Origin of the sequence: Serratia sp. FS14 (assembly GCF_000695995.1) — a bacterium.
Taxonomy (GTDB): domain Bacteria; phylum Pseudomonadota; class Gammaproteobacteria; order Enterobacterales; family Enterobacteriaceae; genus Serratia; species Serratia nematodiphila.
In genome coordinates, this window is record NZ_CP005927.1 from 485,919 (window position 1) to 499,203 (window position 13,285).

9 protein-coding genes and 3 tRNA genes are annotated in these 13,285 nt (G+C 61.8%); 4 read left to right on the forward strand and 8 right to left on the reverse strand.

Annotated features, from left to right (window positions below):
• Positions 1–15 precede the first annotated feature (15 nt).
• The 3 genes from amiB to nnr are packed head-to-tail and all read right to left on the reverse strand — an operon-like array spanning position 16 to position 3,815.
• Positions 16–1,812, reverse strand: coding sequence for an N-acetylmuramoyl-L-alanine amidase AmiB (gene amiB / locus L085_RS02235; RefSeq protein WP_044029887.1), 1,797 nt, complete (start codon positions 1,810–1,812; stop codon positions 16–18).
• A 7-nt stretch (positions 1,813–1,819) separates the two neighbouring features.
• Positions 1,820–2,290, reverse strand: a complete 471-nt coding sequence (gene tsaE, locus L085_RS02240) for a tRNA (adenosine(37)-N6)-threonylcarbamoyltransferase complex ATPase subunit type 1 TsaE (RefSeq protein WP_015376387.1) — start codon at positions 2,288–2,290, stop codon at positions 1,820–1,822.
• Between the two features lie 10 nt (positions 2,291–2,300).
• On the reverse strand, positions 2,301–3,815 hold the full coding sequence (gene nnr, locus L085_RS02245; RefSeq protein WP_044029889.1) for a bifunctional ADP-dependent NAD(P)H-hydrate dehydratase/NAD(P)H-hydrate epimerase: 1,515 nt from the start codon (positions 3,813–3,815) through the stop codon (positions 2,301–2,303).
• Between nnr and queG the strand changes: the two genes are divergently transcribed.
• Positions 3,814–4,953: a tRNA epoxyqueuosine(34) reductase QueG gene (gene queG, locus L085_RS02250; protein WP_015376385.1), complete on the forward strand. Its 1,140-nt coding sequence runs from the start codon at positions 3,814–3,816 to the stop codon at positions 4,951–4,953. The two genes, nnr and queG, sit on opposite strands and share 2 nt — an antisense overlap.
• Positions 4,954–5,264: 311 nt before the next feature.
• Here queG and L085_RS02255 read toward each other — a convergent pair.
• The 4 genes from L085_RS02255 to orn all read right to left on the reverse strand — a co-directional run bounded on the left by L085_RS02255 (position 5,265) and on the right by orn (position 6,350).
• Positions 5,265–5,340: transfer RNA gene (locus L085_RS02255), tRNA-Gly, on the reverse strand.
• A gap of 54 nt (positions 5,341–5,394) precedes the next feature.
• Positions 5,395–5,470: transfer RNA gene (locus L085_RS02260), tRNA-Gly, on the reverse strand.
• A 66-nt stretch (positions 5,471–5,536) separates the two neighbouring features.
• Positions 5,537–5,612 (reverse strand) — tRNA-Gly (locus L085_RS02265).
• Positions 5,613–5,804: 192 nt separating this feature from the next.
• Positions 5,805–6,350 carry an oligoribonuclease gene (gene orn, locus L085_RS02270; protein WP_004929689.1) on the reverse strand — a complete coding sequence of 182 codons (546 nt, stop codon included), beginning with the start codon at positions 6,348–6,350 and terminating at the stop codon, positions 5,805–5,807.
• Between the two features lie 244 nt (positions 6,351–6,594).
• On the opposite strand from orn, the gene rsgA reads away from it, so the two are divergent.
• The 3 genes from rsgA (at position 6,595) to mscM (ending at position 11,975) form a co-directional block, all read left to right on the forward strand.
• Entirely contained in the window at positions 6,595–7,644 is a 1,050-nt protein-coding gene (gene rsgA / locus L085_RS02275) for a small ribosomal subunit biogenesis GTPase RsgA (RefSeq protein ID WP_021504946.1), read from the forward strand.
• A 76-nt stretch (positions 7,645–7,720) separates the two neighbouring features.
• The gene (gene asd / locus L085_RS02280; RefSeq protein ID WP_015376384.1) at positions 7,721–8,614 is read left to right on the forward strand and encodes an archaetidylserine decarboxylase; all 894 of its coding nucleotides are present in this window, start codon (positions 7,721–7,723) and stop codon (positions 8,612–8,614) included.
• Positions 8,615–8,627: 13 nt separating this feature from the next.
• Entirely contained in the window at positions 8,628–11,975 is a 3,348-nt protein-coding gene (gene mscM / locus L085_RS02285) for a miniconductance mechanosensitive channel MscM (protein ID WP_044029894.1), read from the forward strand.
• A 68-nt stretch (positions 11,976–12,043) separates the two neighbouring features.
• On the opposite strand, the gene epmA is transcribed toward mscM, so the two are convergent.
• Complete coding sequence (gene epmA, locus L085_RS02290; RefSeq protein ID WP_044029896.1) at positions 12,044–13,021, reverse strand: elongation factor P--(R)-beta-lysine ligase; 978 nt, start codon at positions 13,019–13,021, stop codon at positions 12,044–12,046.
• Positions 13,022–13,285: the final 264 nt, after the last annotated feature.

Genomic DNA, 13,285 nt, shown 5'->3' on the forward strand with positions numbered 1-13,285 from the left:
CCTGTAGCGGTGGCGCTAGGCCTGCGGAATGGTCAGCGTCCGATCCAGCGGCGCGACGTCCGACTTCAGATTATTGACCCGTTTCAGATCGCCGACGCTGACCCCATAACGAGAAGCGATAGAGGACAGCGTGTCCCCACGGGCCACTTTATGTTTAGACGGCTTCTTCGCCGGCGTTTTCGCCTTGGCGACGGCGGTGACGGCGGCGGTTTTCCCCGCCGGCACCTTCAGGCGTCGCCCGACCCACACGCCGTCTTTCTTCAGTTTGTTCAGATCCCGCAGGGCCGCCATGGTGGTGCCGTAGCTGTCGGCGATGCCGGACAGCGTCTCCGCCCGCTTCACCACGTGGATCTGGGTCTTGCCGCTAACGCTGCGGCTCGCGCCGGCCGAGCTGACGATAGGCTCCGGCTGGCGCACGTCTGGTGTTGAGGTGTTAACCGCCGCTGCGACGTCCAGCGGTCGGTTTTCCACCTTTGGGTCGGCTTGCAGCGGATGCGCCAGGAAGTAGCTGCGCAGGCCGTTATGAATGGCCTTGGCAATCTTCTCCTGATACGCGCTACTGCCCAGCAGCCGCTCCTCCGTGCTATTACTGATAAATCCTGTTTCCACCAGCAGCGATGGAATATCCGGCGAACGCAGCACGCCCAGGCTGGCGTGTTCCGGCCGACGTTTATGCAACGATCCGACGCTCTGCAGCTGCTGCAGCACCTTCACCGCCACATCGTACCCGACGCGCTGCGAGTGGCCGAACTGCAGATCCAGCACCGCCTGGCTCAGATAAGGGTCGGCCTGGCTGTTGGCCAGCAAATCGCCGGCGCCGCCGAGCAGCTCAGACTGCTTCTCATGCTGTTCCAGCCAGCCGGCCATTTCGCTGTTGGCGCGGCGGTTAGACAGCACCCAGACGGAAGCGCCGCTGGCGCTGCGGTTTGGCGCGGCATCGGCGTGGATGGAGACCAGCACGTTGGCGCCCTGTTTGCGCGCAACGTCGGAACGCCCCATCACCGAGATAAAATAATCGCCGTTACGCGTCAGCACCGGTTTGAACTGCGGATCGGCGTCCAGCATCGCCTGCAGGCGGCGCGCGATGGCGATGGTGACATTCTTTTCTTTCAACCCGCTCGGGCCGATGGCGCCCGGATCCTGGCCGCCGTGGCCGGCGTCGATCGCCACCACCACCCGATCGCCGGAACCGGCGGAAACGCGGCTGCTGCGCGGCGTGACCTCAGTGGCGGTGCCTGCGACCACAGTCTGTTTTTGGGTAAAGGGATTCGATCCCGTCGGCGCTTTGCGCAGCGGCGGCTCCGGCGCTTCACGCACCGCAACCGGCGCCTGACGCGGCGGTTGACTGACGGCGACCGGCGGAGGCGTTTGCACCGGCGCTTTACGCGCCACGATATTGGCGCCGCCTTCAGCCGAAATGGTGAACACCACGGTATGCACGCCGCCGTTCTGGCGAGTGGAAACGCGGGTTTTGGCGCGCTGGGTCAGATCAAACACCAGACGCACGCTCTGAGCGTCTTTCGGCGCGCTGGAGCGAATGCTCTTTACCAGGTTTTGCCCGCTAAAGTTGAGCGGCAGGCCGCCGACTTTGCCCTTCTGGTTAACGTCCAGCACCACCCGTTCCGGGCCGTGCAGCGGGAAAAACGCATAGTCCGGCGGGCCATTGAAGCTCACCGACACCGTCGCTTCGCGTTGGGCGTTCGACACTTTGATATCGGACAGCGAGGACGCCGCCAGCGCGTTCAACGCGCCGAGCGGCCCCAGCACGGCGATCAGCATGATGACCGCAAATTTTTTCAACACCTGCGTCATTGCAGCATCATCCCTGTGATCCATGAATGCGGTCTAACAGCTGGCTGCCGTAAGCAGAAATCGCCTCGATCTTCGCCTCTCGTCCCTCGCCCTGATAGCCGAGGTGCAGCGCCAGGTCCGGCTCCGGCAGCACGCCGGTGCCCTGCTGCGGCCATTCGACCAGGCAGATGGCGTCTTGCGCGAAGTAATCGCGAATGCCCATGAATTCAAGCTCTTCCGGATCGGCCAGGCGATACAGATCGAAGTGATACACCGCCAGCGGCTGCAAGGCATAGGGTTCCACCAGCGTGTAGGTCGGGCTTTTGACGTTGCCCTGATGCCCCAACGCCTGCAGGAAACCACGGCTGAAGGTGGTTTTACCGGCGCCCAGGTCGCCGTAGAGATAGATGACGCTGGCGCGATCGCAGGCCTTGGCCAAAGTGGTGCCCAAAGCGACAGTCGCTGCCTCGTCCGGCAGAGGTAAAACGAGTTCTTTCATTCGATAAAGTCTATTTTGCCCACTCAGGGTTAACGAAATGAAGGATGTCCGGCAGTAAATCGGTCGCCAACATGCCTCTTGTTCCTTGTCTTTCCGCTACGCGATCGCCGGCCGCGCCATGCACGACGCAGCCCGCACAGGCGGCATCATACAGCGGGAGCTTTTGCGCCAGCAAACCGCCGATGATGCCCGACAGCACATCACCCATGCCGCCGGAGGCCATGCCGGCGTTGCCGACGTCGGCGATCGCCATCTGCCCCTGCTCATCGGCGATCAGCGTACCGGCGCCTTTCAGCACCGCCACGCCGCCGTAGCGCGCCGTCAGCTTGCGCACGGCAAGTAAGCGATCACTCTCGATGTCGGCAGTGCTGCAGCTCAACAGCCGCGCCGCCTCTCCGGGATGCGGAGTCATCACGCGATTCTGCCGTTTCTCGGGATTTAATGCCAGCAAGTTCAGCGCATCGGCGTCCCACAAGGCCGGTTTATCGCTGGTTTGCAGCACGCTCAAGGCGTTTTTGCCCCACTCAGCCTGGCCCAGCCCCGGGCCAATCACCAGCACATCCGCCCATTGCATCGCCTGCCGCAGCGTCGCATCGTCCAGCGCCTGCGCCATCAGCTCCGGCCTGGCCGCCAGCAGCGGCGCAACATGATCAATGTGAGTAAGCACTCGCACCAATCCAGCCCCGCTGCGCAGCGCCGCTTCCGCCGCCATGCGAATGGCGCCGCCGAATCCGCGGTCGCCGCCCACCAGCAGCAGACGACCATGTTCGCCCTTATGGGCGCAGGGGCGCCGCGGATGCAGCCAGCGCGGCAACGCCTCGGCGGTAAGCCGCTGAATCTGCTCCGGTTGCTTCGCCAACCAATCCGATAAGCCTAGCGCATTCTGATGAAGTTGCCCGACCCAGTCGCGCGCCTGCCCGGTCAGCAAACCCGGCTTGAGGCCGATGAACGTGACGGTATGCGCGGCACGCACCACCGCGCCCGGCGCCGCGCCGCTTTCCGCCAGCAGGCCGGACGGGATATCGAGCGCCACCACCGGCGCCGAATGGCGGTTGGCGGCCTCAATCAGCGCATCGTAAGGCGCACGCGGCGCGCTGCCCAGGCCAGTGCCCAGCAAGCCGTCGATAATGAGCGAAACAGACGCCGGCCAGCGGCTGTTCGCCGGCAGAATGTCGCCGCCTGCAGCTTGCCAGGCCTCGCGAGCCGCTGCGGCTTCCGGTGGCAAAGGGCGTGCGCCTTCGCAGGCGATCAGCGTCACCTGCACGCCCGCCGCCTTCGCCAGGCGCGCCACCACATAGCCGTCGCCGCCGTTGTTGCCGTGGCCACACAGCACCAGCCAGTGGTCACGGGAGGGGTACGCGTTGCGAGCCAGCGCGTAGGCCGCCTGACCGGCGCGCTGCATCAAATCGTAAAGAGAAATACCGAGCGAGGCCGCCGCCGCGGGTTCCGAACGACGGATCCAATCCGCAGGCCAGACAGAGTGTGGTAAACTGTCAGCGTATGCTTTTTCACTGTGGCCCGTCATGACGCACCCCCTCGATCTTCATCAACTCGCCCAACATATCAAGCAATGGGGGCAATCGCTAGGATTCCAGCAGGTTGGCATCTGCGATACCGATCTGAGCCTTGAAGAGCCGAAGCTGCAGGCCTGGCTCGACAAGCAGTACCACGGCGAGATGGAATGGATGGCGCGCCACGGCATGTTGCGCGCACGCCCTCACGAACTGTTGCCGGGCACGCTGCGAGTGATCAGCGTACGCATGAACTACCTGCCGGCCAAGGCGGCGTTCGCCAGCACCTTGCAGAATTCGCAACTGGGCTACGTCAGCCGCTACGCTCTGGGGCGTGACTATCACAAGCTGTTGCGCCAGCGCCTGAAAAAACTGGGCGATCAGATCCAGGAATACTGCGGCGAGTTGAATTTCCGCCCCTTTGTCGATTCTGCGCCGGTGATGGAGCGCGCGCTGGCCGCCAAGGCGGGCATCGGCTGGGTTGGTAAACACTCACTAATTCTCAACCGTGAAGCCGGGTCGTGGTTTTTCCTCGGCGAGTTGCTGATCGATCTGCCGCTGCCGGTGGATCGGCCGCAGGAAGAGCAGTGCGGCCGCTGCGTCGCCTGCATCACCACTTGCCCGACCGGCGCCATCGTCGCCCCCTATACTGTCGACGCCCGGCGCTGCATCTCCTACCTCACCATCGAGCTGGAAGGCGCGATCCCGGAAGAATTTCGCCCGCTGCTCGGCAACCGCATCTACGGCTGCGACGACTGCCAGCTGATCTGCCCGTGGAATCGCTTTTCGCAGCTCACTGACGAAGACGATTTCAGCCCGCGCGCCGCACTGCATGCGCCGCAGCTGATCGATCTGTTCAACTGGACAGAAGAAAAATTCCTGCGCATCACCGAAGGCTCGGCGATACGCCGCATCGGCCACCTGCGCTGGTTGCGCAATATCGCCGTGGCGCTGGGCAATGCGCCTTATGAGGACGGCGTCGTGCTCGCGCTGCGCACGCGTTTGGGCCAGGACAGCATGCTGGACGAACATATCCACTGGGCGCTGGCGCAACAGCTTGCTCGCCGTGAAGCGCAGGGCATAGAGGTGCAGACGGCACAGAAAAAACGGCTGATACGGGCTGTGGAAAAAGGTTTACCGAGGGACGCCTGACGGCGTGCGCCGCGCGGCCGCATCACCGGCATCCTTACTCTGTGGATTTGTGCATAAAAATAAAAACACGTTGTCTTTCAACTGCAACAAAAAGAGCAAGTGATCGGCATAACGTTTTGGGATAAATAAATAAGCATATAAATCAAATAGATAAATATTTAATTTGTATGACGTTGATTTTTCAGGCAGGCGAGTTTATGTGCAGAGGCTGTGGATAACTCTGTTCACAACATTTTTACCGGGCGTGTAAAACGGGACAAAAATCCGCGCCGGATAAGGCGTTGGACTTGAATTTGAAACGAAGAGAAAATTGGAGCGGGAAACGAGACTCGAACTCGCGACCCCGACCTTGGCAAGGTCGTGCTCTACCAACTGAGCTATTCCCGCATAGAGATGCTTTTGGCATCCGGTCACCAAACACTGGCGTGACCTTTGAATTTTTGGAGCGGGAAACGAGGCTCGAACTCGCGACCTCAACCTTGGCAAGGTTGCGCTCTACCAACTGAGCTATTCCCGCGTCGCATAGGTACTGCTTGATACTGCTTTATTTATTCATCATGCCGCATCGCGACATTGTTGAATTTGGAGCGGGAAACGAGACTCGAACTCGCGACCCCGACCTTGGCAAGGTCGTGCTCTACCAACTGAGCTATTCCCGCCCGGCGTATCGATGGTGGAACGTTACGAAATTCTTCATCGGTACGGGGTGCGCATTATACGAGAAATCCTTTTTGCCGCAAGCCCCTGAAAGCAAAAAAACGCGATTTTTGTTTGATTGCCGATTAAAGCGCCAGATTGGCGAATTAAGCGGCTAAAAACAGCGTTTTTTCCCCGCAGGGGCCGCCATCGCCTTAAAGCTGAATGAAATGTTCGCGGTAATAAGCCAGTTCGGCCACCGATTCGCGGATGTCATCCAGCGCCTGATGGGTGCCCTGCTTCTTAAAGCCGCCGAGAATTTCCGGCTTCCAACGGCGTGCCAGTTCCTTCAGCGTGCTGACGTCCAGGTAGCGGTAATGGAAGTAGGCCTCCAGCTCCGGCATGTAGCGGAACAGGAAACGGCGATCCTGGCCCACGCTGTTGCCGCAGATCGGCGATTTGCCGGCCGGCACCCATTGCTGCAGGAAGGCGATGGTTTCCAGCTCGGCGGCGCGATCGTCCTGGCGGCTGGCTTTCACCCGCTCCACCAGCCCGCTGCCGGTATGGGTGCGCACGTTCCACTCGTCCATCAAGGCCAGCTGCTCGTCGGATTGGTGCACAGCGATCACCGGCCCTTCGGCCAGGATGTTCAGGTTGGCGTCGGTGACCAGCGTGGCGATCTCGATAATGCGGTCACGCTCGGGATCCAGCCCAGTCATCTCCAAATCGATCCAAATCAGGTTATTTTCGTTTCCTGTCATGATGTTTCCTGCCTAAAAGCCGAGAGAAAAACGCTGTGCGGACGAGACGACGGGCGCCGCCGGTGGCGACGCGCCGCAGCCGGCGGCTAACAACGGTTATTTAATATAAAATAGCGTGTATCATAGTCTTTTTGGTCGCCTTGGGCGACATATACCCTGACGGGTTCAAGGCTGCGCCGGGGGCAACTCCCCGCCGCGGCTGTGCATATACGTAAAGGTATAAAACCGATTCAAGTGAGGCGCAGTGAGTAAGAACAAACTGTCCAAAGGTCAGCAACGCCGCGTGCAGGCGAACCATCAGCGCCGTTTGAAGCGCGCCGATAACAAACCGGAACCGGATGATTCCCAACTGGGCGAGCCGCAGGAAGGCGTCGTCATCAGCCGTTTCGGCATGCACGCCGACGTTGAGGCGCCGGATGGCACTCAGCACCGCTGCAACATCCGCCGCACGCTGCGTTCGCTGGTCACCGGCGATCGCGTGGTGTGGCGCCCCGGCCTGGGCACCCATGAAGGGGTGAAGGGCATCGTGGAAGCGGTGCACGAGCGCACCTCGGTGCTGACGCGCCCGGACTTCTACGACGGCGTGAAGCCGATCGCCGCCAATATCAATCAGATCGTCATCGTGTCGGCGATCCTGCCCGAGCTGTCGCTGAACATCATCGACCGCTATCTGGTGGCCTGCGAAACGCTCGAAGTCGAGCCGCTGATCGTGCTCAACAAAATTGACCTGCTGGACGCCGAAGCGCGCAAGCTGGTCGACGGCATGATGGATATCTATCGCAAGATTGGCTACCGGGTGCTGGAAGTCTCCAGCCAGACGCGGGAAGGCATGGCGGAGTTCGAACAGGCGCTGGCCGGGCGCATCAGCATCTTCGCCGGCCAGTCGGGGGTCGGCAAATCCAGCCTGCTGAACGCGCTGCTGCCGCCGTCTGAAGAGCAAATTCTGGTAAATCAGGTTTCCGACGTCTCGGGCCTCGGGCAACATACCACCACCGCCGCGCGGCTGTACCACTTCCAGCACGGCGGCGACGTGATCGACTCCCCCGGAGTGCGCGAGTTTGGCCTGTGGCACCTGGAGCCGGAACAAATTACCCGCGGCTTTGTCGAATTCCGTGATTATTTAGGCGGTTGCAAATTCCGCGACTGCCGCCACGATACCGATCCCGGCTGCGCTATCCGCGCGGCGATGGAGAAAGGCGATATCGCGCAAGAGCGTTTCGACAACTACCACCGCATTCTGGAAAGCATGGCGCAGGTGAAGGTTCGCAAGAACTTCACGGACGCCGCAGACTGACACTGACGAGCGGGCATTGACGACGGCGGAGCCCTCGTTACAATGCGCGCCCTTTACCCTGATTCACGAGGTTAACGTGCTGGATAGCATCAAGATTAAACTGCAATATTGGCTGCCGAAGCTGGCGCTGACCCGCCTGGCGGGCTGGGGCGCCGACAAACGGGCCGGCTGGCTGACCCAACTGGTGGTCAAAACCTTCGCTCGCTACTACCGCGTGGACATGCAGGAAGCGCAAAACCCGGACCTGGCGTCTTACGCCACCTTCAACGACTTCTTCGTGCGCCCGCTGCGCGATGGTGCGCGCCCGATCATCGCCGACGCCAACTGGCTGGCGCTGCCCGCCGATGGCGCCATCAGCCAGCTCGGCCCGATCCGCGAGGATCAAATCTTCCAGGCCAAAGGCCACCACTACAGCCTGGAAGCGCTGCTGGCCGGCAACTATCTGTTGGCCGAGCCGTTCCGCAACGGCCTGTTCGCCACCACCTACCTGGCGCCGCGCGACTATCACCGCGTCCACATGCCGTGCGCCGGCGTGCTGCGCGAAATGATCTATGTGCCGGGCGATCTGTTCTCGGTCAACCCGCTCACCGCCGCCAACGTGCCTAACCTGTTCGCACGCAACGAGCGCGTGATCTGCGTCTTCGACACCGACATCGGGCCGATGGTGCAAATCCTGGTCGGCGCCACCATCGTCGGCAGCATTGAAACCGTCTGGGCCGGCACCGTCACGCCGCCGCGCGAAGGCATTATCAAGCGCTGGACCTACCCGGCCGCCGGCGAAGAAGGCGCCATCACATTGGAAAAAGGCGCCGAGATGGGCCGTTTCAAACTCGGCTCCACGGTGATCAACCTGTTTACCGCAGGCAGCGTGCAGTTTGCGCCGCAGCTGCATAACGGCACCGTCACCCGCATGGGTGAAGCCTTCGCCGAAATCCCGGCCGCCGCTGAAACACCACAGACCCCGATCTAAAGGAATCGACGCCGTGCGCCTTTTCATCACGCTTTTGCTCGGTTGCCTGTTGTGGCAACCGGCGCTGGCCGCCCCCGTGCCAACCGAGAGCCAGCTCAAACAGGAGCTGAAGCAGGCGGAAAGCAGCAAAAACGCGCCGAATCAGGCGGAAACCACCGAGGCGCTGCAAAGCGCCCTCAACTGGCTGACGGAGCGCAAAGAGTCGCAGACTCGCTCCGAGCAGTATCAGAGGGTGATCGACGATTTTCCGAAGATGACGCAGGAGCTGCGCCGTCAGTTGGTGCTGGAAAGCAACAAGATCCTGCCGAACGGCGACGATTTGCCGGCCGCCGAGCTGGAACAGCAGATCCTGCAAACCAGCAGCCTGCTGCTGGAACAGGCGCGCCTGCTGCAGCAAGAACAGGATCGCACGCGGGAGATCAGCGATTCGCTCGGCCAGTTGCCGCAGCAGCAGACCGACGCCCGCCGTGCGCTGACGGAAGTGCAGCGCCGCCTGCAGGCGCAGCCCGCCAACCCGACCACGCCGTACGCGCAGGCCGCCCTGGCCCTGCTGCAGACCGAAGCGGCGGCGCGCAAAGCCAAAGTGGACGAGCTGGAGCTGGCGCAGCTGTCGGCCAACAACCGGCAGGAGCTGGCGCGCATGCGCGCCGAGGTCTATAAAAAGCGCCACGAGAAAATAGACGTTCAGCTGCAGGCGCTGCGCAACAACCTCAACGCCCAACGCCAACGCGAAGCGGAGCTGGCGCTGGAAAAAACCGAGCAATTGGCCGAGCAGAACGGCGATTTGCCAAAAAGCATCAGCCAGCAGTTGCAGATCAACCGCGAACTGTCCGCCGCGCTGAACAGCCAGGCGCAGCGCATGGATCTGATTTCGTCGCAGCAGCGGCAGGCGGCGGCGCAGACGCTGCAGGTGCGCCAGGCGCTGAGCACCATCATCGAACAGGCCCAGTGGCTCGGCTCGTCGTCGGCGCTGGGGGAAACCCTGCGCGCCCAAGTGGCGACGCTGCCGGAAATGCCCAAGCCGCAACAGCTGGACGGCGACATGGCCCAGCTGCGCGTGCAGCGCCTGCAGTTTGAAAATCAGCTGGAAAAGCTGTCGCAGCGCGAATTCAAGCGCGACGACGGCAGCGCGCTGACCAGCCAGGAGCAGCGCATCGTCGATGCCCAGCTGCGCACCCAGCGCGAGCTGCTCAACTCGCTGCTGTCCGGTTGCGACACCCAAATCCTCGAGCTGACCAAGCTGAAGGTGGCCAACACCCAACTGATCGAAGCGTTGAACGAAATTCGCGACGCCACCCACCGCTATCTGTTCTGGGTGCCGGACGTCAATCCGATCAACTTCTCTTATCCGCTCAACGTGGCGCACGATCTGACGCGCGTCCTGTCGCTGGACACGCTGTCGCAGCTCGGCGGCGCCTTCATGATGATGGTGACCAGCCGCGAAACGCTGATCCCGATCTTCGGCGCCCTGCTGCTGGTGATTTTCAGCATCAGTTCACGCAAGCACTATCACGCCTTCCTCGAGCGCGCCAGCAGCCGCGTCGGCAAGGTGACGCAGGACGAATTCTTCCTCACGGTGCGCACCGTGTTCTGGTCGATTCTGGTGGCGATGCCGCTGCCGGTGCTGTGGGCCGCGCTCGGTTACGGCCTGCAGAGCGCCTGGAACTACCCGGTGGCAGAAGCGATCGGCAAAGGGGTGACCGCCACGCTGCCGATCCTGTGGATCTGCATGATCTGCGCCGCCTTCGCCCACCCGCAGGGGCTGTTCATCGTGCACTTCCGCTGGCCGGCGAAGCAGGTCTCGCGCGCCATGCGCTACTACAAGATGTCGATCTGGCTGATCGTGCCGCTGATCATGGCGCTGATCACCTTCGATAGCCTGAAAGAACGTGAGTTCGCCAACACGCTGGGACGGCTGTGCTTCATCCTGCTGTGTCTGGCGCTGGCGCTGGTCACCCACAGCCTGAAACGCGCCGGCATTCCGCTGTATCTGGATAAAAACGGCTCCGGCGACAACATGCTCAACAGCGCCTTCTGGGGGCTGCTGCTGTCGGCGCCGCTGCTGGCGGCGCTGGCCTCGACCGTCGGTTACCTCACCACCGCTCAGGCGCTGTTGGCACGTCTGGAAACCTCGGTGGCGATCTGGTTCCTGTTGCTGGTCATCTACCACATCATCCGCCGCTGGATGCTGATCCAACGGCGGCGCATCGCCTTCGATCGCGCCAAACAGCGCCGCGCCGACATCCTGGCCCAGCGCGCCCGCGGCGAAGACGAAACCTCGCACGCCCCGAACAGCACCGAAGGCGCCATCGATCCGGACGATTCGGACTTCGATCTGGACACCATCAGCGCCCAGTCGCTGCGGCTGGTGCGGTCGATCCTGACGCTGATCGCGCTGGTGTCGGTGATCGTGCTGTGGTCCGAGATCCACTCCGCGTTCGCCTTCCTGGAAAACATCTCGCTGTGGGACGTGACTTCGACGGTCAACGGCGTAGAGACCGCCCATCCGATCACCCTCGGCGCGGTTCTGATCGCTATTCTGGTGCTGATCATCACCATGCAGCTGGTGCGCAACCTGCCGGCGCTGCTGGAGCTGGCGGTGCTGCAGCACTTGGATCTGTCGCCGGGCACCGGCTACGCCATCACCACCATCACCAAGTACTTGCTGCTGCTGTTCGGTGCGGTGCTCAGCTTCGCCTGGATCGGCATCGAATGGTCAAAACTGCAGTGGGTGGTTACCGCGCTCAGTCTGGGGTTGGGCTTCGGCATGCAGGAGATCTTCTCTAACTTCATCTCCGGCCTGATCATCCTGTTCGAGAAACCGATCCGCATCGGCGACACCGTGACGATCCGCAACCTGACCGGCACCGTCACCAAGATCAATACCCGCGCCACCACCATCTCGGACTGGGACCGCAAAGAGATCATCGTGCCGAACAAAGCGTTCATCACCGAACAGTTCGTCAACTGGTCGCTGTCGGACACCCTGACCCGTGTGGTGCTGACCGTACCGGCGCCGGGCGAAGCCAACAGCGAGGAGGTGACCAAAATCCTGATGAACGCCGCCGAACGCTGCTCGCTGGTGCTGGATAATCCGGCGCCGGAGGTTTACCTGGTCGATCTGCAACAGGGCATCCAGATCTTCGAGATGCGTATTTACGCCGCCGAGATGGGCCACCGCATGCCGCTGCGCCACGAGATCCACCAGCTGATCCTGGCGGGCTATCGCGAGCACGGCATCACGCTGCCGTACCCGCCGTTCCAGGTGCGCACCGAGACGCTGTCGCGGTTGACCAACAACGGCCGTACGCCGCCGTCTACGCCGGCGCCGAACACCAAACGCGACGCCGGGGGGTTGTAAGCGCTTCTCGCGATAAAAAAAGGGTCGGCAAATGCCGACCCTTTTTGCTTTTTTCACCGCCTGAAACGTCAGGCGATCCCGACCGGGAAGGCCAACACGTCGCTCAGGCTCTCGGCGCCCAGCGCCAGCATCACCAGACGATCCACGCCCAGCGCCACGCCGGAACATTCCGGCATGCCGTGCTGCAACGCCGCCAACAGGTGATAGTCGATCGGCTGCTGCGGCAGACCGCGCTCCGCGCGTTTGCGGTTGTCCTGCTCGAAGCGCTGCTGTTGTTCACGGCCGTCGGTCAGCTCGCGGAAACCGTTCGCCAGCTCGATGCCCTTGAAGTACACCTCGAAACGCTCCGCCACGCGGTGGTCTTCGGTGCTGATCTCCGCCAACGCCGCCTGGCTGGCCGGGAAGTGGTAAACGAACGCCGGCTTTTCACGGCCGATATGCGGTTCCACGCCCACGGTGAACAGCAGCTGCAGCAGCGTATCGCGATCTTCTTCGGTATCGGCGATGTTGCTCAGATCGAGTTTGGCCGCCGCTTCGCGCAGCTGCGTCTTCTCCGCCGACAGTGGATCGATGTCCAGATGGCGCAGGAACGCCTGCTGATAAGACAGGGTCTCCGCGCTCTCGCAGTCCAGCACCTGTTGCAGCAGATCGTCCACCTCATTCATCAGGCGGTACATGTCGTAGTGCGGACGGTACCACTCCAGCATGGTGAATTCGGGGTTATGGTGCCGCCCGGCCTCTTCATTGCGGAAGCTGCGCCCCATTTGGTAGATCGGGCCGCTGCCCGCCGCCAGCAGGCGCTTCATGTGATATTCCGGGCTGGTCATCATGTATAGCGTCAGGCCCTCTGCCGCCCCCGGCCCGACGAAACGCGTCTCGAACGGGAACAGGTGAACGTCGGTGACCGTCGCCTGGCTCATGGTGGGCGTCTCAACTTCCAGCACGCCACGATCGGCGAAGAAACGCCGGATCTCAGCCAGAATCGCTGCGCGTTTCAACAAATTGGCGATGGGTGCAGTAGGCTGCCAGCTTGCCGTTTCGCTCATGGTAATTAACTCCGAAATCAAACAGGGGATGCAGTCTACTCGCATCCTTGCAGCCAAACAAATTCTTCACGATGCGCAACCGGCCATAACGCCAATTTCCGATAAATAGGCGGCAAAAGCGCGTTAAAAAGGGTAAAGCACGCCGAACGCGCGAAAAGGCAGGCAAGCCTGTTGGGCAAGCGTTAATCGACAAAACAATCGATCACATCAAATTTCGACTACTTAACTTTAGGTATAGTTAATTCCCCATTATTGGTGGGAGAT

Excerpts from the sequence above, each read along its gene's own strand:
- amiB (WP_044029887.1), bottom strand. The coding sequence starts at position 1,812 with ATGACGCAGGTGTTGAAAAAATTTGCGGTCATCATGCTGATCGCCGTG.
- tsaE (WP_015376387.1), bottom strand. The coding sequence starts at position 2,290 with ATGAAAGAACTCGTTTTACCTCTGCCGGACGAGGCAGCGACTGTCGCT.
- queG (WP_015376385.1), top strand. The coding sequence starts at position 3,814 with ATGACGCACCCCCTCGATCTTCATCAACTCGCCCAACATATCAAGCAA.
- nnr (WP_044029889.1), bottom strand. The coding sequence starts at position 3,815 with ATGACGGGCCACAGTGAAAAAGCATACGCTGACAGTTTACCACACTCT.
- orn (WP_004929689.1), bottom strand. The coding sequence starts at position 6,350 with ATGACAGGAAACGAAAATAACCTGATTTGGATCGATTTGGAGATGACT.
- epmA (WP_044029896.1), bottom strand. The coding sequence starts at position 13,021 with ATGAGCGAAACGGCAAGCTGGCAGCCTACTGCACCCATCGCCAATTTG.